At 70.0% G+C, this 26,617-nt stretch carries 25 protein-coding genes; 15 read left to right on the top strand and 10 right to left on the bottom strand.

All coding sequences use genetic code 11. The features are described 5' to 3' along the window. The first annotated feature begins 217 nt into the window (after nt 1–217). The 7 genes from murJ to M8542_RS25290 all read left to right on the top strand — a co-directional run bounded on the left by murJ (nt 218) and on the right by M8542_RS25290 (nt 7,891). Entirely contained in the window at nt 218–1,936 is a 1,719-nt protein-coding gene (gene murJ, locus M8542_RS25260) for a murein biosynthesis integral membrane protein MurJ (RefSeq protein WP_372508603.1), read from the top strand. Between the two features lie 80 nt (nt 1,937–2,016). Next, on the top strand, nt 2,017–3,606 hold the full coding sequence (locus tag M8542_RS25265; protein WP_372508596.1) for a protein kinase family protein: 1,590 nt from the start codon (nt 2,017–2,019) through the stop codon (nt 3,604–3,606). A gap of 31 nt (nt 3,607–3,637) precedes the next feature. Next, nucleotides 3,638–4,261, top strand: coding sequence for an RNA polymerase sigma factor SigM (gene sigM / locus M8542_RS25270; RefSeq protein ID WP_257922722.1), 624 nt, complete (start codon nt 3,638–3,640; stop codon nt 4,259–4,261). Further along, nucleotides 4,258–5,043: an RsmA family anti-sigma factor gene (locus M8542_RS25275; protein ID WP_257922723.1), complete on the top strand. Its 786-nt coding sequence runs from the start codon at nt 4,258–4,260 to the stop codon at nt 5,041–5,043. Before sigM ends, M8542_RS25275 begins: the two co-directional genes overlap by 4 nt. Nucleotides 5,044–5,121: 78 nt before the next feature. Then, nucleotides 5,122–6,114 (top strand): thioredoxin-disulfide reductase, encoded by a 993-nt coding sequence (gene trxB / locus M8542_RS25280; protein WP_257922724.1) that lies wholly within the window; start codon nt 5,122–5,124, stop codon nt 6,112–6,114. A 34-nt stretch (nt 6,115–6,148) separates the two neighbouring features. Further along, nucleotides 6,149–6,472, top strand: a complete 324-nt coding sequence (gene trxA, locus M8542_RS25285) for a thioredoxin (protein WP_257922725.1) — start codon at nt 6,149–6,151, stop codon at nt 6,470–6,472. 270 nt (nt 6,473–6,742) lie between these two features. After that, entirely contained in the window at nt 6,743–7,891 is a 1,149-nt protein-coding gene (locus M8542_RS25290) for an N-acetylmuramoyl-L-alanine amidase (protein ID WP_257922726.1), read from the top strand. Between the two features lie 221 nt (nt 7,892–8,112). Here the strand turns inward: M8542_RS25290 and M8542_RS25295 are convergent, their stop codons facing one another. Next, complete coding sequence (locus tag M8542_RS25295; protein WP_257922727.1) at nt 8,113–8,757, bottom strand: GNAT family N-acetyltransferase; 645 nt, start codon at nt 8,755–8,757, stop codon at nt 8,113–8,115. Between the two features lie 165 nt (nt 8,758–8,922). Between M8542_RS25295 and M8542_RS25300 the strand changes: the two genes are divergently transcribed. Both M8542_RS25300 and M8542_RS25305 read left to right on the top strand, forming a co-directional pair. Further along, entirely contained in the window at nt 8,923–10,242 is a 1,320-nt protein-coding gene (locus M8542_RS25300) for an aminotransferase-like domain-containing protein (protein ID WP_257922728.1), read from the top strand. A 28-nt stretch (nt 10,243–10,270) separates the two neighbouring features. Then, on the top strand, nt 10,271–11,215 hold the full coding sequence (locus M8542_RS25305; protein ID WP_257922729.1) for a D-alanine--D-alanine ligase family protein: 945 nt from the start codon (nt 10,271–10,273) through the stop codon (nt 11,213–11,215). Nucleotide 11,216: 1 nt separating this feature from the next. Here the strand turns inward: M8542_RS25305 and M8542_RS25310 are convergent, their stop codons facing one another. The 9 genes from M8542_RS25310 to rpmH form a co-directional block, all read right to left on the bottom strand. After that, on the bottom strand, nt 11,217–11,474 hold the full coding sequence (locus tag M8542_RS25310; RefSeq protein ID WP_257922730.1) for a hypothetical protein: 258 nt from the start codon (nt 11,472–11,474) through the stop codon (nt 11,217–11,219). Between the two features lie 261 nt (nt 11,475–11,735). Next, nucleotides 11,736–12,737, bottom strand: coding sequence for a ParB/RepB/Spo0J family partition protein (locus M8542_RS25315; RefSeq protein WP_257922731.1), 1,002 nt, complete (start codon nt 12,735–12,737; stop codon nt 11,736–11,738). After that, nucleotides 12,734–13,660, bottom strand: a complete 927-nt coding sequence (locus tag M8542_RS25320; RefSeq protein ID WP_372508598.1) for a ParA family protein — start codon at nt 13,658–13,660, stop codon at nt 12,734–12,736. The genes M8542_RS25315 and M8542_RS25320 overlap by 4 nt, the downstream gene beginning before the upstream one ends. A 77-nt stretch (nt 13,661–13,737) precedes the next feature. Continuing rightward, entirely contained in the window at nt 13,738–14,421 is a 684-nt protein-coding gene (gene rsmG / locus M8542_RS25325) for a 16S rRNA (guanine(527)-N(7))-methyltransferase RsmG (RefSeq protein ID WP_257922733.1), read from the bottom strand. Between the two features lie 365 nt (nt 14,422–14,786). Beyond that, nucleotides 14,787–15,347, bottom strand: coding sequence for a Jag family protein (locus M8542_RS25330; RefSeq protein WP_257922734.1), 561 nt, complete (start codon nt 15,345–15,347; stop codon nt 14,787–14,789). 29 nt (nt 15,348–15,376) lie between these two features. Beyond that, nucleotides 15,377–16,501: a membrane protein insertase YidC gene (gene yidC / locus M8542_RS25335; protein WP_257922735.1), complete on the bottom strand. Its 1,125-nt coding sequence runs from the start codon at nt 16,499–16,501 to the stop codon at nt 15,377–15,379. Between the two features lie 5 nt (nt 16,502–16,506). Continuing rightward, on the bottom strand, nt 16,507–16,830 hold the full coding sequence (gene yidD / locus M8542_RS25340) for a membrane protein insertion efficiency factor YidD (RefSeq protein WP_257922736.1): 324 nt from the start codon (nt 16,828–16,830) through the stop codon (nt 16,507–16,509). Nucleotides 16,831–16,835: 5 nt separating this feature from the next. Further along, nucleotides 16,836–17,270, bottom strand: coding sequence for a ribonuclease P protein component (rnpA, locus tag M8542_RS25345; protein ID WP_257922737.1), 435 nt, complete (start codon nt 17,268–17,270; stop codon nt 16,836–16,838). Nucleotides 17,271–17,291: 21 nt separating this feature from the next. Further along, a complete protein-coding gene (gene rpmH / locus M8542_RS25350) occupies nt 17,292–17,435 on the bottom strand; it encodes a 50S ribosomal protein L34 (protein WP_003082934.1) in 144 nt (47 codons plus the stop codon). A gap of 577 nt (nt 17,436–18,012) precedes the next feature. Here rpmH and dnaA point away from each other — a divergent pair. From dnaA to gyrB, 6 genes are all read left to right on the top strand, one after another. Beyond that, nucleotides 18,013–19,623, top strand: a complete 1,611-nt coding sequence (gene dnaA, locus M8542_RS25355) for a chromosomal replication initiator protein DnaA (RefSeq protein ID WP_257922738.1) — start codon at nt 18,013–18,015, stop codon at nt 19,621–19,623. 834 nt (nt 19,624–20,457) lie between these two features. After that, the gene (gene dnaN, locus M8542_RS25360) at nt 20,458–21,591 is read left to right on the top strand and encodes a DNA polymerase III subunit beta (protein ID WP_257922739.1); all 1,134 of its coding nucleotides are present in this window, start codon (nt 20,458–20,460) and stop codon (nt 21,589–21,591) included. A gap of 34 nt (nt 21,592–21,625) precedes the next feature. Beyond that, nucleotides 21,626–22,516 carry a phosphogluconate dehydrogenase (NAD(+)-dependent, decarboxylating) gene (gene gnd, locus M8542_RS25365; protein ID WP_257922740.1) on the top strand — a complete coding sequence of 297 codons (891 nt, stop codon included), beginning with the start codon at nt 21,626–21,628 and terminating at the stop codon, nt 22,514–22,516. Between the two features lie 10 nt (nt 22,517–22,526). After that, a complete protein-coding gene (gene recF, locus M8542_RS25370) occupies nt 22,527–23,681 on the top strand; it encodes a DNA replication/repair protein RecF (protein ID WP_257922741.1) in 1,155 nt (384 codons plus the stop codon). Between the two features lie 130 nt (nt 23,682–23,811). Then, the gene (locus tag M8542_RS25375; protein WP_257922742.1) at nt 23,812–24,429 is read left to right on the top strand and encodes a DciA family protein; all 618 of its coding nucleotides are present in this window, start codon (nt 23,812–23,814) and stop codon (nt 24,427–24,429) included. 197 nt (nt 24,430–24,626) lie between these two features. Continuing rightward, nucleotides 24,627–26,594, top strand: coding sequence for a DNA topoisomerase (ATP-hydrolyzing) subunit B (gene gyrB, locus M8542_RS25380; RefSeq protein ID WP_257922743.1), 1,968 nt, complete (start codon nt 24,627–24,629; stop codon nt 26,592–26,594). The last annotated feature ends 23 nt before the right edge of the window (nt 26,595–26,617 follow it).

Raw genomic sequence — 26,617 nt, forward strand, 5'->3', positions numbered from 1 at the left:
GGGGCGGCTGCCGCAGCCGGCCCCGCCTCCGCTGCCTCCGCCCGGCACGCCCCCGCAGGGCAACCAGGCCCCCGGCACCCCGCCGCCCGGCACCCCGGTGCCCCCGCGCGGCCGCGGCTCCCGGCGTCCCGCGCCGGTCCGGCCGTGGCAGGAGGAGGCCCAGCGGCCACCCGACCCGGAGGCCACGCGGTTCATCCCGCGCACCGCCGGCGTCCCGATGAACTCGCGCTGGCCGGTCGCCGACCCGGACGTCATGCGCCCGTACGACGCGCTGGCCACCCAGGTCATGCCGGCGGTCAAGACGCCGCTGGTCAAGCCGGTCGAGCCGGGCAAGGAGGCGCCGGCCAAGGCGCCGTCGCTGGCGAAGGCGTCCGGCCGGATGGCCATCGCGTCGCTGATCAGCCGCATCACCGGCTTCCTGTGGAAGCTGCTGCTGGTCGGCGCGATCGGCCAGGGCATCGCGAACGACTCGTTCAACGTCGCCAACACGATGCCGAACATCATCTTCGAGCTGCTGATGGGTGGCGTGCTCGCCAGCGTGGTGGTGCCGCTGCTGGTCCGCTCGCAGGACGACCCGGACGGCGGCGCGGCCTACACCCAGCGGCTCATCACCGTGGCGTTCACGCTGCTGTTGTTCGGCACGGCCGTCGCGGTGCTCGCGGCGCCGGCGTTCACCAGCCTCTACGTCGACGGCTCCGGCAAGGCCAGCTCCGGCCTGACCACCGCGTTCGCCTACCTGCTGCTGCCGGAGATCTTCTTCTACGGCGTGTTCGCGCTGCTCTCGGCGGTGCTGAACGCCAAGCAGATCTTCGGCCCGACGGCCTGGGCGCCGGTGATCAACAACCTGGTGGTCATCTTCACCATCCTGGTCGTCTGGGTCATGCCGGGGGACATCAACACCGACCACCCGTCGATCACCGACCCGAAGGTGCTGACGCTCGGCATCGGCGTCACCGGCGGCATCGTCGCCCAGGCGATCCTGCTGGTGCCGCCGCTGCTGCGGTCGGGCTTCCGGTTCAAGTGGCGCTGGGGCATCGACAAGCAGATGAAGGAGTTCGGCGGCCTCGCGCTGTGGATCCTCGGCTACGTCGCCGTCAGCCAGATCGGCTACACGATCAACACGCGCGTGCTGACCAGCGGTTCACCCGGTGGTGTGACCGCGTACAGCAACGCCTGGCTGCTCTTCCAGCTGCCGTACGGCGTCATCGGCGTCTCGCTGCTGACCGCGATCATGCCGCGGATGAGCCGCGCGGCCGCCGACGGCGACCACAAGAAGCTGATCGGCGACCTCTCCTACGCGTCGCGGATGTCGACGGTGATGCTGGTGCCGATCTCCGCGGTGATGACCGTGGTCGGCGGCTCGATCGGCATCGCGCTGTTCACCTTCGGCAAGGGCACGATCGACACCGCCGAGCGGCTCGGCGACGCGCTCGCCATCTCGGCGTTCGCGCTGCTGCCGTACGCGCTGGTGATGCTCCAGATGCGGGTGTTCTACGCGATGAAGGACGCGCGGACGCCGACGTTGATCATGATCGTGATGACGCTGGTCAAGGTGCCGCTGCTGTACCTGTGCCCGGTGCTGCTGTCGCCGGACAACGTCGTGCTCGGCGTGATGATGGTCAACGCGCTGACGTTCGTCGTCGGCGCGATCCTCGGCCAGGTGTGGTTGTGGGTGACTTTGGGCAACCTGCGGAGCAAGCGGGTGATCGGCGTGATCCTGTTCACGGTGGTCGCCAGCGGGCTCGGCGTGGGTGCCGCCTGGGTGGTGGGGCAGATCGTGCCGGACTCGTTCGGGCCGACGCTGCAGGCGTGGATCAAGCTCTTCCTGCAGGGCATCGTCGGGATCGGGGTCTCGTTCGGAGTGCTGATGGCGCTGAAGGTGGAGGAGCTGAAACCGGCCACGTCGAGGTTCACCCGGTTGATCAAGCGGGGGTAACGATTCCGGTACGGAAGCCGACGACTCCCGCGTCGTATTCTGGGTAACCTTGGCGGGGGAGCTAACGGGAGAGAGTGCGGGTGGACACGAGGCGGAGCGAACAGGCGGGGGGTGCGAACCACGTGGGCAAGGCCCAGGTCGGATCGCTGGCCCCCGGGCGCGTGGTCGGCGACGGCCGCTACCGCCTCCTCGCGCAGTTCGGCGTGGACGAGCGGGGCGACGCGCACCTTTGGCGTGCGCGTGACGGGCAGCTGAAGCGCGACGTCGCGCTGACCCTGCTGGTCGGCGACCCGGCCGACCCGGAAGCCGCCCGGCTCGCGCGGCGCACCCTCGAACGCGCCACGCACGCGTCGAAGTTCGGGCACGGCGGCGTCGCCCGCGTGCTCGACGTGCTCGCGCTCGGCAGCGGCATCACCTCGAGCGAGGGACTGCTCGGGGTCGTCGTCGCGGAGTGGACCAAGGGCAGCGACCTGGTCGACCTCGTCGCGCAGCGGCCGGTGGCGCCCGCCGCGGCCGCGCGGATGGTGCAGGCGCTGGCCGAAGCGGTCGAGCAGGCCCACCAGAACGGCCTCGTCCTCGGCCTCGACCACCCCCAGCGCCTGCGGCTGACGCCGAGTGGCGCGCTGAAGCTCGCGTTCCCCGGCCCGCTGCCGGAGGCGACGCTGCGCGACGACGTCAAGGCGCTCGGCGCGGTGCTGTACCTGCTGCTGACCGGCCGCTGGGCGCTGCCCGGCGGGCCGCCCGCGATCGCGGCGGCGCCGATGTCGCCGCAGGGCCGGATCGTCCCGCCCCGCCAGCTGGTGCCGACGGTGCCGGCCGACCTGTCGTCGCTGGCCGTGCGCACGATCGAAGACGGCGGCAACGGCGGTATCCGCACCAGCGCGGCCATCCTCCGGATGCTCGACCAGGTGGCCGAGGAAGAGGAGCGCACCCAGCTGATCAAGGCCGTCGGCGGCGACCCGGCCGAGGGCGAAGGCACCGTCTGGACCACGAAGAAGCCGGTCAAGGACGTCGCGCGGCGGCGCAAGCTCGCGCTCGGCGTCACCGTGCTGGTGGTCGCCACGGTCGTCATCCTCGCCTGGGGCGGGCTGATGCTGATCAACGTCTTCCAGGGTGACTCGAAGGCGAGCGGGCCGACGATCAACGTCGCGGCGCCGCCGGCGTCGAGCCAGCCGGCCGGGCAGCCGCCCGCGTCGAGCGCGCCGGCCCCGCCGCCGTCGCCGGCCGTGGGCGCCGCGGTGAAGCCGCAGGCCGCGGCCGTCTACAACCCCGAGGGCAAGGGCGACAACACCGCGCGGGCGAAATACGCGATCGACGGCAAGCCCGAGACGCAGTGGCGCACCGAGCAGTACAAGCAGCAGTTCCCGGCCATCAAGCCGGGCGTCGGGCTGGTCGTCACCTTCAAGGACCCGATCAACCTGAGCCAGGTGCAGGTGTCCGGCGGCACGGCGGGCACCAAGGTCGAGATCCGCTCGGCGACCGAGAAGAACCCGGATCTGGCCGACACGAAGGTGGTCGGCAACGGCGACCTGAAGGACGGCGACACGACGATCCCGCTGGCCCAGCCGACGCAGGGCGAGTACTTCATCGTCTGGATCACCCAGCTGGGTGGCACGGACGGGGAGTTCCAGACGGAAATCGCCGACCTGACCTTCCTGCCTGCGGGGTGACGCACCCGACGGGGTCAGTAGGCTCTGCCGGGTGACAGCTGCAGCTCCCACGGATGCGGATCTGATAGCGGCTCACGCCGCGGGGGACCCCCATGCGTTCAGCGAACTCGTCCAGCGACATCGCGACCGCATGTGGGCAGTTGCCTTGCGCACGGTCCGGGATCCGGAGGAGGCCGCCGACGCGTTGCAGGACGCCTTCATCTCGGCGTTCCGCGCGGCCGACAAGTTCCGGGCGGAGTCGCAGGTCACGACGTGGCTGCACCGGATCGTGGTGAACGCCTGCCTCGACCGGATCCGCCGCCGGCAGGCGCGCCCGACCGTGCCGCTGCCGGAGACGGGCTTCAACGAGCCGGCCACCCCGCGCGACTCGATGGCCGAGCGCGAGACGAGCCTGCTCGTCCGCGAAGCCCTCGACCAGCTGCCGGAGGACCAGCGCGCCCCGATCCTCCTCGTCGACGTCGAGGGCTACTCCGTCGCCGAGACGGCCAAGATGCTCGGCATCGCCGAAGGCACCGTGAAGAGCCGGTGCGCGCGCGGCCGCGGAAAACTCGCGAAGGTTCTCGGACACCTGCGGAACCCCGATGCGATTGCGAACGTCCCAACTCACGAAAGCAAACGGGCCGGGCGCCAGCCGGGTAGCGGGGAGGGACGATGACGGACGAAAGCCGGGGGATCGGGGGGACCGTCGGTCCGCCCTGGTCTGTCGACGTGCTCGCCGACCTCCACGCCGGTGTGCTGGAGGACGCGCGGGCGGCCGAGCTGTGGCCGCTGGTCAACGCCGACCCGGAGGCCCGGGCGATCCTGGACGCGCTCGACGCGACGCAAACCGACCTGGCCTCCCTCGCCGAGGCGCCCGCGCCGCCGATGCCCGCGGAGTTCGCGGCTCGCCTGGACGCGGCGCTGGCCGCTGAAGCAGCCGCCCGCTTTCCAGCCCCGCGGGCGGCACCGGAGCAGGCCGGGTCCGGGGACGCCCAGGTGGTGGACCTCGCGGCGGCGCGGCGGCGCCGGAACAAGCGGCTCGGCTGGGCCGCCGGTGTCCTGACCGCGGCCGCGGCGGCGGTCGTCGCCGTGACGGTCGCGATCCCGGGCACCACGCAGCAGAGCGGCACGCCGAACGTCGCCGCCCCGGCGCCCACGGGCCCGTCGGTGGGCAGTGACGGCGCCGGCGCGCAGGCCCTGATCGGCAAGGGGCTCGGCGTCCGCGACTTCGGCCCGCTGCAGACCGAGGACAAGCTGGACGCGTGCGTCGCGGCCGCCGGGCTCGACCCGAAGGTGCGGCCCGAGGGCATCCGCCCGGTGAACGTCGGCGGCAAGGCCGGGACGATGATCATCCTGACCACCGGCAAGCTCGCGCAGTTCCGCTTGGTGGCCTTCGGCGCGGACTGCGGACCGGGTAATCCGGCGGTGCTCTTCGATAAGGTCGTCGGGGAGAAGTAGCGCCTGTCACCTCGGGAACACCGCCACCTACGATCGTGTTGAGCCTGGTACACGGGTCACTACGAGCGGAGGTCACGGGTGGCTGCCGAGGAAATCAGGAACCTGATCATCGTCGGGTCGGGTCCTGCCGGATACACCGCTGCCGTCTACGCGGCGCGGGCCCAGCTGGAACCGCTGGTGTTCGAGGGCACGCAGTTCGGCGGCGCGCTGATGACGACGACCGAGGTGGAGAACTTCCCGGGGTTCCGCGACGGCATCATGGGTCCGGACCTGATGGAGGAGATGCGCAAGCAGGCCGAGCGCTTCGGCGCCGAGCTGCGCGCGGAGGACGTCGAGTCGCTGGAGCTGGGCGGGGACGTCAAGTACGTCCACGCGAACGGCCGGCGCTACGCCGCCCGCGCGGTCATCCTCGCGATGGGTGCCGCGGCGCGGTACCTGAACGTGCCGGGCGAGCAGGAGCTGCTCGGCCGCGGTGTGTCGGCCTGTGCGACCTGTGACGGCTTCTTCTTCCGCGACCACGACATCGTGGTCGCCGGCGGTGGCGACTCGGCGATGGAGGAGGCGACCTTCCTGACGAAGTTCGCGAAGTCCGTCACCGTCGTCCACCGGCGCGACGAGTTCCGCGCGTCCAAGATCATGCTCGAGCGCGCCCGCGCGAACGAGAAGATCAAGTGGAAGCTGAACTCGCAGATCACCGGGGTGCTCGGCGACGGCAAGGTCGAAGGCCTGCAGCTGAAGGACACCAAGGACGGTTCCGAGTCGAAGCTGGACGTGTCGGGCTTCTTCGTCGCGATCGGCCACGACCCCCGCAGCGAGCTCGTGCGCGGGCAGGTGGACCTGGACGAGGACGGTTACGTGATCACCCAGGGCCGCACCTCCTACACCAACGTCGACGGCGTCTTCGCGGCCGGCGACCTGGTGGACCGCACCTACCGGCAGGCGATCACCGCCTCCGGCTCCGGGTGCAGCGCGGCCATCGACGCGGAACGATGGCTCGCGGAGCACGGCGAATCGGACGCGCACGAGGCGGCCGAGCTCGTCGGCGGCGGCTACGGCGCGGGCACCAACTGACTTTCCGGCGTTCACTCACCCTGAAGGAGCAACCATGACCAACACCGTGAAGGTGACCGACGCGACGTTCGTCGACGAGGTCCTGACCAGCGAAAAGCCGGTTCTCGTCGACTTCTGGGCGACCTGGTGCGGCCCGTGCAAGATGGTCGCTCCGGTGCTCGAGGAGATCGCGGCCGAGAAGGGCGACAAGCTGACGATCGCCAAGATCGACATCGACGAGAACCCGAACACGCCGCGTGACTACCAGGTGATGTCCATCCCGACGCTGATCCTGTTCCAGGGCGGCAAGCCGGTGAAGCAGATCGTCGGGGCGAAGCCGAAGGCCGCGCTGCTGTCGGACCTCGCCGACGTTCTCTGAACCGAAACAGCTCCGCGAACCCGGGGCCTGCGGGAACTCTCCCGGAGGCCCCGGGTTCTGCGCGTTCGGGGTAATCCACCCGGTGTGGGTGAATGGAGCGTGACCGGGGCCACCGAGGGTGCTCCACGATCGGGCTCTTGACGGACCTACCGGGCCTACGCTGTCACCGAGAGTTGGCAGGGCACAATAGAGGACCTGGGCCCGTCCCAGCGAAGGTTTTCTTGTTTCGCACCGAGCCCCCGTCGGTGCCCTAGGAAGAGCGAGGAGTGCATGCGGGTACTCCGCCGCGGTGACGCCGGTCCGGACGTCGCCGAGATCAGGTCCATCCTGGCCGGGATGGACCTGCTCCCGCCGGTCACCGGTACCGACGACTACGACACGTTCGACGTCGCCGTCGAGCACGCCGTCCGTGCCTTCCAGCAGCGTCGTGGGCTGATGACCGACGGCATCGTGGGTCCGGCGACCTTCCAGGCGCTCAAGGGCGCCAGCTACCACCTGGGCAGCCGCCCGCTGTCGTACATGATCGCCTCGCCGGTCCACGGCGACGACGTCTTCACGCTGCAGGAGCGCCTCACCGAGCTGGGCTTCGACGCCGGCCGCCCCGACGGCTACTTCGGCCCGGCGACCGAGCGCGCGCTCAAGACGTTCCAGCGCGACATGCGCCTGACGCCGGACGGCATGTGCGGCCCGGCGACCATCCGCGAGCTGCACCGCCTGTCCTCGCCGCGCGCCCGGGGCGGCCGCCCCGTGTTCCTGCGCGAGCAGGAGCAGGTGCGCCAGGCCGGCCCGCGGCTGCGCGGCAAGCGCATCGTGATCGACCCGGGCCACGGCGGCGACGACCTCGGCGTGGTCGCCGGCGGGCTGCGCGAGGCCGACATCGCCTGGGACCTCGCGCGCCGCCTCGAAGGCCGGATGAAGGCCACGGGCATGGAGGCGCTGATCTCCCGCGGCCCGAACCACAGCCCGACCGAGCTGGAGCGGGCCAAGTTCGCCAACGACGCGGGCGCGGACCTGTTCCTGTCCCTGCACAGCGACAAGAACCCGTCGCCGCGCGCGCAGGGTGTCGCGAGCTTCCACTTCGGCAACGGCAACGGCACGACGTCGACCGTGGGTGAGCTGCTGGCCGGCTTCATCCAGCGCGAGGTCGCGGCCCGCACGGGCCTGCAGGACAACCGCACGCACTACAAGTCGTGGGACATCTTCACCCGCACCCGCTGCCCGGCGGTCCGGATCGAGATCGGGTACCTGACGAACCCGGACGACGCCCGCAAGCTCGGCGACCCGGCGTTCCGCGACATCGTCGCGGAGGGCATCCTGATCGCCGTCAAGCGCCTGTATCTGTTGGGCGAGGGCGACCAGCCGACGGGAACGTTCACGTTCGCCGACGTCCTGGCGCACGAGCTGGCGAAGGCCGAATAAGGCCGACCACAACCGCTAGCGGTCCACCTTCACCTGCTCCACCACCCCTGGGGACGCGACACCCGCGTCCCCAGGTTTTCGGGCAGTCATCCACAGGTTTTCCACCGCGTCTATCAGCGCTCTGTGGATAACTCGGCACTTCTTCCACAGTTGTGCACACACCACGGAATCCGCTGTTTCGGGCACCCCGCAAACGTTTGCGGGGTCGTGGGAGAACGCGCTCAGGCGCGGCCGAGGCTGGGTTCGGCGGTGGTGATCGTCACCTGGCCGAGGAGCCGCTCCAGCGCCGCCTCGACGTCTTCCTTCCAGGTGATCGCCGAGCGCAGCTCCAGGCGCAGGCGCGGCCACTTCTGGTGGGGACGGACGGTCTTGAAGCCGACGCTCTGCAGGAACGCCGCCGGCAGCACGCAGCTGTGCCCGCCGTCGGGGTCCGTCTCGTCGGGGCGCGCGTCACCGAAGGCCTCGATCGCGCGCACACCGCGCTTGGTGAGGTCCTTGGCGACCGCCTGGACCAGCATCCGGCCGAGGCCGCCACCGCGGAACTCGGGGAGGACCTGGAAGGCGGTCAGCAGTACGGCGTCCGCGCTCGGCGGGGACGTCGGGAAGGCCAGCGACCGCGGGACGGCGTTCGGCGGCGCGTACAGCACGAACCCGACCGGCAGCGTGTCGCTGTAGACGATGCGGCCGCAGGAACCCCACTCGAGCAGCACGCTCGAAACCCAGGCTTCCTTCTCGACCTCGGTGGCGCCGAACTCCTCCGCCTGGTTCTTCAGGTGCGGGGCGAGTTCCCAGTACACGCACTGACGGCAGCTCTTCGGCAGGTGCTCGAGGTTGTCCAGTGTGACGCCCACGACGCGACGTGACACTCGCGACCTCCCTGACCTGCGCTCCCGACGGCGACCCGGCGCGAACACGGGTGCCATGGTCGAGGATAGGCGGATGTGACGAGCGCCGAAAGGCCAGGGGTCCCGGATGGGTGCCCGGTTACACTCGTCTGGATCTGTATCCATCGAGCCCCGGGTGAATCGTCGATGACCGAGAACCGCCCCAGCAAGCCGCAGAGCGGCCGCCAGAACCTCGACCCGCACCTCGAGCGGTACGCCGCGCGCACCGCCGGGATGACCGCCTCGGAGATCCGGGCGCTGTTCGCGGTGGCCAGCCGGCCCGAGGTGGTCTCGCTCGCCGGTGGCATGCCGAACCTGGCCGCGCTCCCGCTCGACACGCTGTCCGCGCAGGTGGCGGAGATCATCGCGGACGAGGGGCTCGTCGCCCTGCAGTACGGCTCGGCGCACGGCGTCCCGGTGCTGCGCGAGCAGATCTGCGAAATCATGGCGCTGGAAGGCATCAAAGCGCACCCGGACGACGTCGTGGTGACCGTCGGCTCCCAGATGGGCCTGGACATGGTCACGCGGCTGTTCTGCGACCCGGGTGACGTCGTGATCGCCGAAGGGCCGTCGTACGTCGGCGCGCTGGGCTCGTTCGCCGCGTACCAGGCGCAGGTCGTGCACGTGGCGATGGACGACCAGGGCCTGGTGCCTTCGTTGCTCCGGGAAGCACTCGATCAGGCGAAGAAGGCCGGTCGCCGGGTCAAGTTCCTGTACACGATCCCGAACTTCCACAACCCCGCCGGCGTGACGCTGGCCGTCGAGCGCCGCGCGGAGATCCTCGAGATCTGCCGCGAGCACAACGTCCTGGTCGTCGAAGACAACCCGTACGGGTTGCTCGGCTTCGACGGCCAGACCTACCCGGCGCTGCGCTCGACCGACCCCGACAACGTCGTGTACCTCGGTTCGTTCTCCAAGACGTTCGCCTCGGGACTGCGCGTCGGCTGGGTGCTGGCGCCGCACGCCGTGCGCGAGAAGCTCGTCCTGGCCGCGGAGTCGGCGACGCTGTGCCCGCCGACGTTCAACCAGATGATCGTGTCGCGCTACCTGGCCACGCACGACTGGAAGGGCCAGATCAAGAAGTTCCGCGAGAACTACCGCGACCGGCGCGACGCGATGCTGTCCGCGCTGGAGCAGTACCTGCCCGCGGGGTGCTCGTGGACCAAGCCGGACGGCGGGTTCTACGTCTGGGTGACGGTGCCGGAGGGCGTCGACACGAAGGCGATGCTGCCGCGCGCGGTGACCGCCCGGGTCGCCTACGCGTCCGGCACCGGGTTCTACGCCGACGGGTTCGGCAGCCGTCAGATGCGGCTGTCGTACTGCTACCCGACGCCGGAGCGCATCCGCGAGGGCGTGCGGCGGCTGGCCGCCGTGCTGGAGTCCGAAATGGACCTCGCACGCACCTTCGGTAGCGTGGGCACGCGCCAGATCCAGGGACCTCAGACGCCGTCGCCCGACACCGTCTGAAGTTCTTTACTGCTAAGGAGTTTCCACGGTGGTCGACCGTACCGTTGCCGTGCTCGCCGGCGGGCTTTCGCACGAACGCGACGTCTCGCTGAGGTCCGGGCGACGGCTTTCCGCGGCGCTCAAGTCCGAAGGCCTCGGCATCGAGGAGTGGGACACCGACGCGGGCCTGCTGGAGCGTCTGCGCACCCAGCGGCCGGACGCGGTGGTCGTCGCCCTGCACGGCGGCGAGGGCGAGAACGGCTCGGTGCAGACCGTGCTGGAGATGCTGGACGTGCCGTTCGTCGGGACCGGCTCCCAGGGCTGCCGCCGCGCGTGGGACAAGCCGACCGCCAAGGCGCTGCTGGAGAACGCGGGGTTCGTGACGCCGGGCTGGGCGGTGCTGCCGCACAGCACGTTCCGTGAGCTGGGCGCCCAGGCGGTGCTCGACGCGATGGTGGAGCACCTCGGCCTGCCGCTGATCCTCAAGCCGGACCAGGGCGGCTCGGCGCTGGGCACCCAGGTGGTCCGCGAGGCGGCCGAGCTGCCCGCGGCGATGGTCGGCTGCTTCGCGTACGGCGACACGGTGCTCGCCGAGCGCTTCGTCGACGGCGTCGAGGTGGCCGTGACGGTCATCGAGGGCGACGACGGGCCTGAGGCCCTGCCCGCGGTCGAAATCGTCCCGGAGAGCGGCGTGTACGACTACACGGCCCGCTACACGGCCGGCCTGACGGACTTCTTCACCCCGGCCCGGCTCGACGACGCCGCGGCCAAGGCGGTGGCCGAGCTCGCCGTCGCCGTGCACACCGTGCTCGGGCTGCGGGACATCTCCCGCACGGACGCGGTCGTCGCGGCGGACGGCACGGTGTACTTCCTCGAGGTGAACCCGTCGCCGGGCCTCACCGAGACGTCGACGGTCCCGATGGCGATCGAGGCGGCGGGCAAGTCGCTCGGCGCGGTGTTCGGCGAGCTGATCGGCCGCGCGATCTCGCGCTGACTCAGAGGTACGGACCGAAGTGGTCGGCCACCAGGCCGGCTACTTCTTCTGTGTTTCGGGAGCCGTCGATCTCGAGCACGCGGATACCCCGCGCGCGTACTTTGGCGGCGGCGTCCAGCGCGAGCAAGCGGTCACGCACCGGATCGCTCACTTCGGCGCTGATCGAGCCGGCGCGGGGCAGCGTCGCGGCTTGGTGCCTCCGGAACTCTTCGGTCGGCACCACGACGATCATCCGGCGTGGCGAGTCGAGCGCGCGCAAGCCGGCAGCGTCCACTCGAACCGCAACGCGAAGATCTCTCGCGCGTCGGCCGCCATCCGCCGGCGTCCGGCGGACCCAGTTCTCCTCCGGACCGCTCTCGACGGGTTCACCCCGCGCGAGCCGCCGGTGCCCACCGCCCGATCCAGAGCGCCCGGGCGATCGAACCCGACGGATCCCACACGCTTCCCCCTCATCGCTCAGCGTCGCGACGGTGGCACCGCTGAGCAATCATCACCGTGACGAAACACCCCGGGGTGATCCCTAATCGGTTTTCGGTGTCTGATTCGTCCCGTTCGCATCGATGATCGCGACGATCCGCTCGAGGTCGTCGACCGAGCCGAACTCGAGGGTGATCCGGCCCTTGCGCCGGCCGAGGTCGACCTTCACGCGCGTGTCGAAGCGGTCCGAGAGCCGGTTGGCGAGCTCCTGGAGCCCGGGTGCCTGGATCGGCTTGCGCGGCGCGGGCTTCGGCTTGGCCGGCTTCTCGCTCTTCTTGAGCGTGACGGCTTCCTCGGTCGCCCGGACCGACATGCCCTCCGCGACGATGCGCGCGGCGAGCTCCTCCTGGCTGTCGGCGTCCTCCAGCGACAGCAACGCGCGCGCGTGCCCGGCGGACAGGACGCCCGCGGCGACCCGGCGCTGCACCGGCAGAGGGAGCTTGAGGAGCCGGATCGTGTTGGTGATGACCGGCCGGCTGCGACCGATCCGGCTCGCCAGCTCCTCGTGCGTGACCGCGAACTCGTCGAGCAGCTGCTGGTACGCCGCCGCCTCTTCGAGCGGGTTCAGCTGGACGCGGTGGATGTTCTCCAGGAGCGCGTCCCGCAGCATCGACTCGTCGGCGGTCTGCCGGACGATCGCCGGGATCGCCTCGAGCTCCGCCTGCTGCGACGCGCGCAGCCGGCGTTCGCCCATGACGAGCTCGTACTCGTCGTTCCCGAGCTCGCGCACGACGATGGGCTGCATGAGCCCGAACGCGCGGATCGAGTGCTCGAGTTCGGCGAGCGCGTCCTCGTCGAAGACCTGGCGCGGCTGCTTCGGGTTGGGCTTGATCGAGCTGACGGGGATCTCGCGGTAGACGGCGCCGGCGACCTCGCCACCGTGCTGCTGGGCCTGCCCGTTGGCCGCGAACCAGCCCTTGTCCTCGGCCGCCTTCTTGTCCGCCGCGGCGCCGTCGGCGGGCGCCGGCAGCGCACCGCCGGTCGCCGGCCCCGTCGGGATGAGGGCGGCGAGGCCGCGCCCCAGCCCTCCTCTGCGCTCGGTCATGTGGAACTACCCTTCTCCATCTGTGCGCCGCGCTCGGCGATCTCCTTGGCCGCGTCGACGTAGCTCATCGCGCCGCGCGAGCCGGGGTCGTAGGCGAGCACGGTCTGGCCGTACCCGGGTGCCTCGGACACCTTCACGCTGCGGGGGATGACGGTCTTCAGGACGGTGTCGCCGAAGTGGTTCCGCACCTCGTTCGTCACCTGGTCGGCCAGCTTGGTGCGGCCGTCGTACATGGTGAGGAGGATCGTCGAGACGCGGAGCTCGCGGTTGAGGTGCTGCTGCACGAGCTCGATGTTGCTCAGCAGCTGCCCGAGTCCCTCGAGCGCGTAGTACTCGCACTGGATCGGGATGAGCACCTCCTGCGCGGCGACCATCGCGTTGACGGTGAGGAGGCCGAGCGACGGCGGGCAGTCGATGAAGACGTAGTCGACGCCGATCTCGTTGAGGATCTCCGAGGAGATCGCTTCCTTGAGCCGGGACTCGCGGGACGCCATCGAGACGAGCTCGATCTCGGCGCCGGCGAGGTCGATCGTCGCGGGGACGCAGAAGAGGTTCGGCGACTGCTCGGTCGGCTGGGCGGCGTCCGCGAGGGTCACCTCGCCGATGAGCACCTCGTAGATGGACGGCGTCCCGGACCGGTGGTCGACGTCGAGCGCGGTGCTCGCGTTGCCCTGCGGGTCGAGGTCGACGACGAGCGTCTTGAGCCCGTGGACGGCGAGCGCGGCGGCGAGGTTGACCGTGCTGGTGGTCTTGCCGACGCCGCCCTTCTGGTTGGCCACGGTCATCACCCGGCGGCGGCCGGGACGCGGGAGCATCCCTTCCTCCGGGTGCAGCAGACGCGCGGCGCGGGCGGCTTCTTCGGCGATCGGGGTCCAGCCCACGTCGGGGGTGGTCTCCGTGGAGTCGGACGGCGGGGGATTCACCGGTCTCGACACCTCCTCCATCTAGACGTCTGGTCGGTGGGCGAGTCGCGTCGTTTCACGTGGAACACGGCGACCCGTTAACGCTTCCTGCTCCGCGCCTTCGGCTTGCTCGTTGTCGGGAGGCGACGGATCTTCACGACCGTGCTGGGGACCTCTAGTACTGCGGCACCGCATTCGACGATCAGCGGGTCGGCCCCGCCGGCCTTGCGGATGGCGGCGCCGTCCCGGTCGATCTCGTCCGCCGCGCTGGCGCCCTTGAGGGCGACCAGGAAGCCGTCGGGACGGACCAGGGGCAGGCACCAGCCCGCGAGCCGGGCGAGGGGAGCGACCGCGCGAGCGGTGACGATGTCGGCGCCACCGAGCTGCTCACGCACAGGCCGCTCCTCCGCGCGTCCACGGACGATGGTGATCGGGAGTTCCAGCTTCTCGGCCACCTCGGCCAGCCAGTCCACCCGGCGGGCCATCGGTTCGAGCAAGACGATATCGAGGTCCGGTCGCGCGATCGCGAGCGGTACTCCCGGAAGCCCGGCACCGGACCCGACATCGACGACTCGCGCCCCTTGGGTCAGCTGCTCGCCGATGACGGCGGAGTTGAGGACGTGCCGCTCCCACAGCCGGTCGACCTCACGCGGCCCGATCAGGCCACGCTCGACGCCGTGGCGCTCCAGGAGTTCGACGTACCCGGCCGCTTGGTCCACGTGCTCACCGAACACTCGCTCCGCCGCGGCCCGTACCGCCCCGGCGGCCTGTTCCAAGCTCACTCCGTCTACTCCTCGTCCGCGCGTTTCACGTGAAACGCGCTCCTTCGATTGTCCCCGATGTCGAGGCGAAAACGAGCCGACAGTCCGCAGATGTGGAGAACTCCACTCGCCCGGCGGCCCGCGGCGGCCGGTTCCACGTGAAACACGACCCGCATCGGTCGGCCTCGGCGGGCGAGTTCCACGTGAAACATCACCGCTGTAATTCGCTCGGCCGCCGATGGGGGAGCGAGCGGCGCCACCGCCGAAGTCGCCACCATCGCGTGCGCGTTCGTCGCAGCGACGTGGGGCCGGGTACGCACCCACCCACACAAAGAAGCGGCCCCACCCGACCGGAGTCAAGTGGGGCCGCTGCCGACAACCGAAGCTCAGGACTCCGGGAAGATCACCACACGGCGCTTCGGGTCTTCGCCCTCGCTCTCGCTGGTGACTCCGGCGACCGTCGCCACCGCGTCGTGGACGACCTTGCGCTCGAACGGGCTCATCGGCTGCAGCCGCACCCGCTCGCCGCTCTGCAGGACCGACTCCGCCGTGGAGCGGCCGAGCTCGCGCAGCTCCTCGCGGCGGTCCGCGCGCCAGCCCGCGATGTCCAGCATCAGCCGGCTGCGGGAGCCCGTCTCCTGCTGGACCGCCAGGCGGGTCAGCTCCTGCAGCGCCTCGAGCACCGTGCCCCGCGGGCCGACGAGCTTCTCGAGGTCCTCGCCGCCGTCGATGCTCACGATCGCGCGGCCCGCTTCGACGTCCAGGTCGATGTCACCGTCGTAGTCGAGCAGATCGAGCAGGCGCTCGAGGTAGTCGCCGGCGATGTCGCCCTCTTGCACGAGGACGTCGTCGCCTCCCGACTTCTGCTCGGCCGCCTCGTCCGCGGCGGGCTCCTCCGGGGTCACGTCGTCCTTATCGGCGTCGATCGTGCCGACCGTCTCCGACATCATTCGTCTCCTCTCCGAACCGGTCGCGCTCAGCGGCGCTTCCGGCCCGACTTCCTGGTCGAGTCTTTGAGAAGGCCCGGCACGCCCGTGCCGTTGTCCTTCGAGCCGTTCTGGCCGTTCGTGTCGGCCGGGGTGGGGTCAGCCGCTTCCGCGGGCTCGGTCGGCGAAGACGACGAAGTCTGGGCGAAGCCGTGGGCCGAACCGGCCTTCGTGATCTTCTTCTGCGAGCCGCCCTGCGCGGGCTGGTTCTTCTTCTTCTGCTGGACCGGCTTCTGGCCGACCTTCGGCGCGGTCGGCTTCTGTCCCGGCTTCGGGCCGAGCGACGAGCGCTTCTCCGCGGCCTCCGCCTTGCGAGCGGCCTCTTCCTTGTCGATCTTCGTGTAGACGAGGCGCTGCTGCATCAGGGTCCAGCCGTTGTTCGCCAGCCAGTAGAAGAGGAGGCCGAGCGGGAACAGCGCACCGAAGACGAGCACACCGAGCGGGAAGATGTACATCGTCAGCTTGTTCATGATCGCGGTCTGCGGGGTGGCCGACGCGGCGTTCTGGCGGGCCACCGAGTGACGCGCGGTGAGGTGCGTGGCGATCGACGCGACGATCATCAGCGGCAGGGCGACCGGGAGGACGTTCCAGTGCCAGCCGGCGCCGCCCGAGCCACCGATCGCGGTGACGCCGTTGTGCACGGCCTCGCCGAGGTTGACGCCGAACAGCTTCGCGTTGGTGTACGACTGGACGTCGTGCTGGCTGAAGAAGTAGTTCTCGGTCTTGGGGCTGCCGTCCTTCGGCTGGATGCTGAACGCGCGGAGCACCCAGTTCAGGCCGATGAACACCGGGATCTGCAGGACCATCGGAAGGCAGCTGCCGAGCGGGTTCACGCCGTGTTCGCGCTGGAGCTTCTGCATCTCCTGCGCCTGGCGCTGCCGGTCGTTCGCGTACTTCTTCTGGACCTTCTTCATCTCCGGCGCGAAGTCCTGCATCTTCTTCATCGACCGGACCTGGTTCACGAACGGCTTGAACATGATGCCGCGGACCGTGAAGGTCAGGAAGATGATGCCGAGGATCCAGGAGATCGCCGTCGCTTCCCCGAAGACGAACCCGAAGACCTTGTGCCAACACCAGAGGATGAAGGACACGGGGTAGTAGATGAAATCGAGCACTGCTGCTACTCCTCGATCGGTGTTTCAGGTCGTCGGTGGCGCCACGAGAACTGCTCGGGCACGGGGTCGCGGCCAGGGGGTGTCCAGGGGCCGCAGCGCAGCAGCCGGCGCAGCGCGAGGTAGGAGCCGCGGCCGGCGCCGTGCCGGGTCAGGGCTTCGACTGCGTACGCGCTGCAGCTCGGGTAGAACCGGCAGGCCGGCGGCAGGAAGGGCGAAATCGCCTTGCGGTAGAGCTTGATGGGGAGCAGCAGGACCCAGGCGACGGGACCGGGCCGCGGGGGCTCGCTCTCCACGTCGTGCGTGTGGTCGTGCTCGGGGGTGGCTCGCATGCCGGTCACACCGCTGATCCGTGGTCGGGGGCCGCGTCGGCGGGACGCGCCGGGCGGGGGGCATCCCCGGCCGGACGACGCGACGCGGAAAGACCAAGCCGACGCAGCGCGGCGTCGAGATCGGCTCCGAGCTCGGCGCTGGACGCGGTGGCGGACGGCGGCAATGCCCTAACGACCAACGCGCTGCCTGGCGGAAGGGTTCCGAGCCGGGCCGAAACGAGGTGACGCAGCCGCCGGGTGACGCGGTGGCGGACCACCGAGTTGCCGACGGCCTTGCTCACCACAAAACCCGCCCTGGCCGCCGACGTGGAATCGGCGGCCCCGGACGGGTCCGTGGTCAACGCGTGGACGACGAGGCGGCGCTTGCCTGCCCGGGATCCGCGACGGAGAACCACGCGGAAATCCTCGCTCCGCCGCAAGCGTGCGGCAGCCGGCAGCACGGCGCGCCCCGACGTACCGGATCAGGCGGACAGCGCGGCGCGGCCCTTGCGACGGCGGCCCGCCAGGATGGCCCGGCCGGCACGCGTGCGCATGCGCAGGCGGAAGCCGTGCGTCTTGGCGCGGCGGCGGTTGTTCGGCTGGAAGGTGCGCTTACCCTTGCTCACTGCTTCTCCTGTGTGTCGCGTCGGACGCCGGGGTTTTCGCCCCGTCGTCTGGCGTGTCGTGCGGGCGCACGGCAGTCTCTGGTGTCTCCTACCAACGTGTGGCCTCGTCACGACGAGCGACGACAACGTGGGCACGCGAATAGCACCCGTCGCATACGGGAGACCTTACGAGGGTACGCACCCCTGTCCGGCGCTCGGTAAGCACCCCCTCGGCCACGGTACGCGACCGGGCCCGCGAGCCGAGATCATCGACGCCGCGGCACCGAATGGCAACACGCCGTACACCGTGAAATGCTTGCGACCCAGGATGCCTTGTGGCAGCGGGCGGGGCTTGTTAGCGTGCCTCTCTCGGGTCACCGGTCGAGGTGCACGAGTATCCGGGTGGTGGAGTGCCCACCGGCGTACGACGAGCCCGCAGGTGGCGTCGCCGCGGGTCGCCGTACATTAGTGCACAGCTGTGGACAACTATGTGGATATTCGCTGTGCCGGTGCGCACGCGGGTCCGCGCGGGAGCGCCGGACCGCGTGACCAGGGGTGATCGGCCGTCCACGCCGATGAGGGGAGGGGAGCCAGACAGGTGTCGGAGCACCAGCACAATCTGGGCGTCATCTGGGAACAGGTGGTACGCGAACTGTCCGACGGGACCCTGTCCCCCCAGCAGCGCGCCTGGATGCGCGTGACCCGCCCGATCGGCCTGCTCGACGGCACCGCCCTGCTGGCGGCCCCCAGTGACTTCGCGAAGGAAGCGATCGAACGCGGCCTGCGCGGCGCGATCACCGACGCGCTTTCCCGCCGGCTCGGCCGCGCCATCTCGCTCGCGGTGAAGGTCGACAGCACCGAGGCGGTCGCCCCGGTTCCCGCTCCCCACTACGTGCCGTCACCCGGCCGGGTGGAAAACGGCGCCGGGCCCGAGCCGGCGCCCGTGCCTCGGCCGGGTCCCGGTCCGATGCTGCCGCCGCCGCGTCCCGAGCCGACGCCGCCGCTGCCCCCGCACCAGTCCGTCGCGCCGAAGCCCGACGACGGTGACGACACGGACGAAGAAGTCGACGAAGAGGGCGAAGCGCTCGCCGCCGTCCACGAGATCTGGCCGACGTTCTCCGGCCAGCCGATCGCCGGCCAGCCCTACACCGCGCCGGCGCAGCCGCAGACGTCGAAGACGAAGCTGAACGAGAAGTACACCTTCGACACGTTCGTCATCGGCGCGTCCAACCGCTTCGCGCACGCGGCCGCGGTCGCCGTCGCCGAAGCGCCCGCCCGCGCGTACAACCCCCTTTTCATCTGGGGTGAGTCCGGGCTCGGCAAGACGCACCTGCTGCACGCGGTCGGCCACTACGCGCAACGGCTGTTCCCGGGCATGCGCGTCCGGTACGTCTCGACCGAAGAGTTCACGAACGACTTCATCAACTCGCTGCGCGACGACCGCAAGGTCGCGTTCCAGCGGCGCTACCGCGACATCGACATCCTGCTCGTCGACGACATCCAGTTCCTGGAAGGCAAAGAAGGTACGCAGGAAGAGTTCTTCCACACCTTCAACACCCTCCACAACGCGAACAAGCAGATCGTCGTCAGCTCCGACCGCCCGCCCAAGCGCCTCGAGACGCTGGAGGACCGGCTGCGGACGCGGTTCGAGTGGGGCCTGATCACCGACATCCAGCCGCCCGAGCTGGAGACGCGCATCGCGATCCTCCGCAAGAAGGCGGCGCAGGACAGGCTGGCGGTGCCGGGCGACGTCCTGGAGTTCATCGCCTCGCGCGTCGAGGCGAACATCCGGGAGCTCGAGGGCGCGCTCATCCGCGTCACCGCGTTCGCGTCGCTGAACCAGCAGCCGGTCGACGCCGGCCTGGCCGAAATCGTGCTGCGGGACCTCATCCCCGATTCGCACGCGCCGGAGATCACGGCGCCGACCATCATGGGCGTCATCTCCGAGTTCTTCGACGTGACGCTCGACGACCTGTGCGGCCCCGGCAAGACGAAGGCGCTCGCCACGGCCCGCCAGATCGCGATGTACCTCTGCCGCGAGCTGACCGACATGTCGCTGCCGAAGATCGGGCAGACGTTCGGCGGCCGCGACCACACGACCGTCATGCACGCGGACAAGAAGATCCGCAAGGAGATGGCCGAGCGCCGGCGCATCTACGACCAGGTGCAGGAGCTGACGTCGCGCATCAAGCAGCGCGCCCGCCAGTAGCACATCCCTTACCTCCCAACGACTTCGGGGCGTCCGCACACAGTGGACGCCCCGAAGTCGTCTTTGGAGTGTCCTAAGCGCACGTACGCGGCTTTGCTGCTTCGCGTGCGTACGCCTGCTTCGCCAAAGTCGTGAAAATTGTTTGTACACAAGGAAGTTTCCCCATGGTGTGGGCGGATTGCCCACAGTGCCAACGGATCCCTCATCAGCGACGACGTGGATTCCGTCCACACCCCGCCCACAGGTGATCCACAGTCCATCCACACCCTTGTCCACGCCGATTCCACAGGTTGCCCACATGATGTGCACAGGAGGGCCCCGTCACTCGGTAGAGCGATTCGGACCCCGCCGTCCACCCCCAGGAACAGTCCCGAACCTGGGGACAACCATGGGGACAACCGGGCCGAACTGTGGACGGATCGGGGGACGCCCGAAACCATCCACGGACGCCCCGAGTTGCCCACAGCTCCACCACCACGGTTCTCCACACGCCCCCGAGCGCTCCGACCTGCGCGAACGGCCTCAATCCACACAATCCACAACGCTTACTACTGCTACTGCCTTTAGATCTCTTCTAAGAGAGAAAAAGATAAAAACAGGCGGAGGACGAAGTTGGGGACAGCCGCGAGAACGTGTCGGCAAGTCGACAAAGTCAACGGGAGGCCGAGGTGACGGCGGGCCCCGCGACGGCCTAACGTGGACGCCTGCACCTGGTCCGCGCTCCGGCCGCGCAAGCGGGAGGGCGGACCGGCCGGAGGGGGCAGCCGGTCACTGCCCCGCGAGAACGAGGCCTGGCCCGAGCCACGAGCGCTCGGTCGTCGAAAGGATGCGCGCATGAAGATCCGCGTCGAGCGTGACGGGCTCGCCGACGCCGTCGCGTGGGTGGCCAGAAGCCTCCCCTCCCGGCCGCCGGTGCCGGTGCTGGGCGGTGTCCTGCTCGACGCCGGTTCCGACGGCGAGACCGACGCGCTGACCGTCTCGGGCTTCGACTACGAGGTCTCCGCCACGGTCGGCGTCCCGGCGACGATCGCCGACGGCGGCCGCCTCCTGGTCTCCGGCCGCCTGCTGGCCGACATCACCAAGGCGCTGCCCGCGCAGCCGGTCGAGATCTCCGTCGACGGCTCCCGCGCCACGATCACGTGCGGCAGCGCGCGGTTCTCCCTGCCGACCATGCCGGTCGAGGACTACCCGCAGCTGCCGTCCCAGCCCGCCTTCGCGGGTGAGCTCGCCGGCGACGCGTTCGGCCAGGCCGTCACGCAGGTCGTCGTCGCCGCGGGCAAGGACGACACGCTCCCGATGCTCACCGGCATGCGCCTCGAGATCTCCGGCAGCTCGCTGACCCTGGTCGCGACCGACCGGTTCCGGCTCGCCATGCGCGAGTTCACCTGGGAGCCGGCCGAGGGCCTGGCCGACGCCGCGGTGCTCGTCCCGGCGCGCACGCTCGCCGAAGCGGCCAAGACGCTCGGCGCGAGCGGCGCCACGATCCGCCTCGCGCTCGCCAGCGGCGAGGGCCTGCTCGGCCTGTCCGGCTCCGGCCGCTACACGACCACCCGCCTGCTCGACGCCGAGTTCCCGCCGTACCGCCAGTTGCTGCCCGCGTCGCACACCTCACGCGCGGTCATCGACGTGTCGGCTCTCACCGAGAGCATCAAGCGCGTTTCCCTGGTGGCGGAGCGGGGGACTCAGGTACGACTGGAGTTCGGGGACAACACGCTGCGGTTGTCCGCGGGCGGCGACGACGAGGGAAGCGCCGAAGAAGAGCTTCAGGTCGAGTACGAAGGTGAGCCGGTGACCATCGCGTTCAACCCGGGTTACCTCGTCGACGGCCTCGGCGCGCTCCACAGCGACCGGGCGGAGCTCACGTTCACCACGCCGAACCGGCCCGCGCTGATCAAGCCCGCCGACCCCGAGGGCAACGTCGTCCCCGGCTACCTCTACCTCCTGATGCCGGTCCGCCTGCCGGGCTGACCCGCACTTCTCGTTAGTACGTAAGGGGATCTCGATGGTTCAGCTCGGTCTCATCGGCCTGGGCAAGATGGGCTTCAACATGCGTGAGCGGCTGCGTGCGGCCGGTCACGAAGTGGTCGGCTACGACCGCAACCCGGACGTCACCGACACGACGTCGCTCGAAGACCTGGTGTCCAAACTGGACGGCCCGCGGATCGTCTGGATCATGGTCCCGGCCGGCGAGCCGACCCGCCAGACCGTCACCGAGCTGAGCAACCTGCTCGACGGCGGCGACATGGTCATCGACGGCGGCAACTCGAAGTACACCGACGACAAGCTGAACGCCGACCTGCTGCGTGCCAAGAACATCGGCTACGTCGACTGCGGCGTGTCCGGTGGCGTGTGGGGCAAGGACAACGGCTACGGCCTGATGGTCGGCGGCGCGGCCGCCGACGTCGAGCGGGCGATGCCGATCTTCGACGCGCTCCGCCCGGAAGGCCCGCGCGAGGAAGGCTTCTCGCACGCGGGCGACGTCGGCGCGGGCCACTACGCGAAGATGATCCACAACGGCATCGAGTACGGCATGATGCAGGCCTTCGCCGAAGGCTTCGAGCTGCTCGAGGCCGCGAAGGTCGTCAACGACGTGCCCGCCGTGATCAAGGGCTGGCAGCGCGGCACGGTCGTCCGGTCCTGGCTGCTCGACCTGCTCGTGCGCGCGCTCGACGAGGACCCGGAGCTGGACGACCTCGAGGGCTACGTCGAGGATTCCGGCGAAGGCCGCTGGACGCTGGAAGAGGCGATCAACAACGCGGTGCCGGCGCCGGTCATCTCGGCCGCGCTGTTCGCGCGGTTCGCCTCGCGCCAGGAGCACTCGGCCGCGATGCGCGCGGTCGCCGCGCTGCGCAACCAGTTCGGCGGGCACGCGGTGAAGAAGGCCGGCGGGTAAGGAGCAGCTGGTGTATCTGCGTCACCTGCAGGTCACCGACTTCCGCTCCTGGCCGCAGGCCGATCTCGCGCTCGACCCGGGGCCGACCGTGCTGGTCGGCCAGAACGGTCGCGGCAAGACCAACCTGCTCGAGGCGATCGGGTACGTCGCGACGCTGGGCTCGCACCGCGTCGCGACGGACGCGCCGCTCATCCGGCACGGCTGTGAACGCGCGCTGGTGCGGGTCGCGGTGGTCAACGACGACCGCGAGCTGACCGTCGAGCTCGAGATCACCAACGGCCGCGCGAACCGCGCCCGGGTCAACCGCGGCGCGGTCGGCCGGCCGCGTGACGTGCTCGGGATCCTGCGCACGGTGCTGTTCTCCCCGGAGGACCTGGCGCTCGTCCGCGGCGACCCGGGCGAGCGACGTCGGTTCCTCGACGAGCTGCTGGTGCTGCGCGCGCCGCGGTACGCGGGAGTCCGGGCCGACTACGAGAAGGTGCTGAAGCAGCGCAACGCCCTGCTCAAGACGGCGGGCAAGCGCCGGACCGGGCGGGAAGACCCGTACGCGCTCTCGACGCTCGAAGTCTGGGACGACCACCTCTCGGTGGCCGGCGCGGAGCTGCTGGCCGCGCGCCTGAACCTCGTCGCCGACCTCGCGCCGCACGCGGCCTCGGCCTACATGGGGGTCGCGCCGGACTCGCGGCCGGCGAAGATCTCCTACCGGTCGTCGCTGGGTGGGGCCCTCCCGCCGACGTACGGCGTACCGGATGGCGAACGGGCGCAACCCGAAGTCCTCAAGGACGTCTTGCTCAAGGCGCTCGGTGAAGCCCGCAAGGCCGAGCTCGAGCGCGGGATCAGCCTGGTCGGCCCGCACCGGGACGAGCTGGAGCTGATCCTGGGCGAGGCGCCGGCCAAGGGGTACGCGAGCCACGGCGAGTCGTGGTCGTTCGCGCTCGCCCTCCGGCTCGGCAGCTACGAGCTGCTGCGCGGGGAGGCGGGTGAGCCGGTGCTCCTGCTCGACGACGTGTTCGCCGAGCTGGACCGCAAGCGCCGGGCCCGGCTGGCCGAGGTGGCCGTGAGCGCCGAACAGGTGCTGGTGACCGCCGCGGTCGACGAAGACGTGCCGAGCGAGCTGGCGGGGAGCCGGTTCGTGGTGGCGGATGGTGAGGTCACGCGTGGCTGAACAGCGAAAACCAGGATCGGCAAGATCAACCCGAGCACCCGGTGTGACCGCTGACACAGGAGTTACCCACCGATCTGGGGACAAACCTGTGGACAGTGTGGATAAACCCGTGCCCGGGTTATCGCCGCGCGTGACCAAAAGGCCGGAACGGCCGCTTGACACCCCCCTCAAGGGGGTTAACCCGGCCGAGAACGGCGCGCCGACCACGCAGAGTGAAAACGGCACTGCTCCGAACGGGACCGGGACGAGTGGACGCGACCTCGCACATGCGGCTCTCGAGGCCGCGAAGGCCAAGGCGAAGGAGCGGGGCGTCCCGCCGGGCCGCCGTCGCCCCGCGGTCGGCGGCGGGCAGAACCCCCGGCGTCGCCGCTGGTCGGGGCCGGGCGCGGACGCGCGCGACCCCCAGCCGCTCGGTCGGCTGGTCTCCCGGCTCGTCCGCGACCGCGGGTGGAACGAGAGCGTCACGGGCGCCCGCGTCTTCGCCCAGTGGGCCAAGCTGGTCGGCGAGGACGTCGCCGAACACGCCCAGCCGGTCGCGCTGAAGGACGGCGAGCTCACCGTCCGCGCCAGCTCCACCGCGTGGGCCACCCAGCTGCGGTTGCTGCAGGGAAAGCTGCTGGCCAAGATCGCGGCGGGGGTCGGCAACGGCGTCGTGAAGCGGATGCGGATCCAGGGTCCGACCGCCCCGAGCTGGCGGAAAGGGCCCCGGCACGTGCCGGGTCGCGGCCCGCGTGACACGTACGGCTGACCCGGGTTGCGCGATGCTCGGTTGAATGCCCCGAGAACGCATCCAGACGCACTGAAATACGTCAAGACTCGGCTCGAACCGATTTCGTCCGTCTGTGACGCGTTCAGGGGTGTCCTTGCCGCATGTCAGCGGACGCGGCCAAGTACACTGGGAGGGAGCGAACGTCCGCTCGGGCGAGACGAGGAGAAACAAGGCCTGTGACCGAGAACAAGAGCGAGTACAACGCGTCGTCGATCACGGTGCTCGAAGGCCTCGAAGCGGTCCGCAAGCGACCCGGCATGTACATCGGTTCCACCGGTGAACGGGGCTTGCACCACCTCGTCCAAGAGGTCGTCGACAACTCCGTCGACGAGGCGATGGCCGGGTACGCCACCAAGGTCGAGGTTACCCTCCTCGCGGACGGCGGGGTGCGCGTCGTCGACGACGGCCGCGGCATCCCGGTCGACATGCACCCCAAGGAGAACAAGCCGACCATCGAGGTCGTGCTCACCCAGCTGCACGCGGGCGGCAAGTTCGACAGCGACTCCTACGCGGTGTCCGGCGGCCTGCACGGCGTCGGCATCTCCGTGGTGAACGCGCTGTCGACGAAGCTGCTCGCCGAGGTCAAGTACGGCGGCCGCGACTGGCGCCAGCTCTACACCGACCAGGTCCCGGGCCCCCTCGAAGACCTCGGCCCGGCGACCGAGACCGGCACGACGATGACGTTCTGGGCCGACGGCGACATCTTCGAGACCACGACGTACAACTTCGAGACGATCTCGCGCCGCCTCCAGGAGATGGCGTTCCTCAACAAGGGGCTGACGCTGTCCCTGCGCGACGAGCGCGTCGCCGACGAGGAGACCGAGGAAGACGCGGAGGGCAAGGTCGCCCGCGTCAAGGAGAAGGTCTACTGCTACCCGGGCGGGCTCGAGGACTTCGTCAAGCACATCAACGGCAGCAAGGACCCGATCCACCCCAGCGTGATCTCCTTCGACGCGAAGGGCACCGGCCTCGAGGTCGAGGTCGCGATGCAGTGGAACACCGGGTTCACGCCGTCGGTCTACACCTTCGCCAACACGATCAACACGCACGAGGGCGGCACCCACGAAGAGGGCTTCCGCGCGGCGCTCACCCGCGTCGTCAACTCCTACGCGCGCGACAAGAAGCTGCTCAAGGAGAAGGACGCCAACCTGACCGGTGACGACGTGCGCGAGGGCCTCGCCGCGATCGTCTCCATCAAGCTCGGCGAGCCGCAGTTCGAGGGCCAGACGAAGACCAAGCTGGGCAACAGCGAGGCCAAGACGTTCGTGCAGCAGCAGTCGAACGAGTGGCTGGCGGACTGGTTCGAGCGGAACCCGACCGAGGCGAAGACGATCATCAACAAGTCGATCTCCTCGGCCCAGGCCCGGATGGCCGCGCGCAAGGCGCGTGACCTGGTCCGCCGCAAGGGCGCGCTCGACATCGGCGGCCTGCCCGGCAAGCTCAAGGACTGCCGCTCCACCAAGCCGGAGGAGTGCGAGCTCTACATCGTCGAGGGTGACTCGGCCGGCGGCTCGGCCAAGGAGGGCCGCGACTCGATGTACCAGGCGATCCTGCCGATCCGCGGCAAGATCATCAACGTCGAGAAGGCCCGCATCGACCGCGTCCTCAAGAACACCGAGGTCCAGTCGCTGATCACCGCGCTCGGCACCGGCATCCACGACGAGTTCGACCTCTCGAAGCTGCGCTACCACAAGATCGTGCTGATGGCCGACGCCGACGTCGACGGCCAGCACATCACCACGCTGCTGCTCACCCTGCTGTTCCGGTTCATGACCCCGCTGATCGAGCACGGCCACGTCTTCCTGTCGCGGCCGCCGCTGTACAAGATCAAGTGGCCGCGCACGGAGCCGGAGTACGCGTACTCCGACCGCGAGCGCGACGCCGTCATCCAGGCGGGTGTCGAGGCCGGCAAGAAGCTCCCGAAGGACGACGCGATCCAGCGCTACAAGGGTCTCGGCGAAATGAACGCCGAGGAGCTGTGGGAGACCACGATGGACCCGGCGAACCGGCTGCTGGGCCGGGTCACGATGGACGACGCCGCCCAGGCCGACGACCTGTTCTCGGTCCTGATGGGCGAGGACGTCGAGGCCCGCCGCTCGTTCATCACGCGCAACGCGAAGGACGTGCGCTTCTTGGACGTGTAGGCGTCCCCTGCTCTTGTCCCGCC

Origin of the sequence: Amycolatopsis iheyensis (assembly GCF_024703995.1) — a bacterium.
Classification (GTDB): Bacteria; Actinomycetota; Actinomycetes; order Mycobacteriales; family Pseudonocardiaceae; genus Amycolatopsis; species Amycolatopsis iheyensis.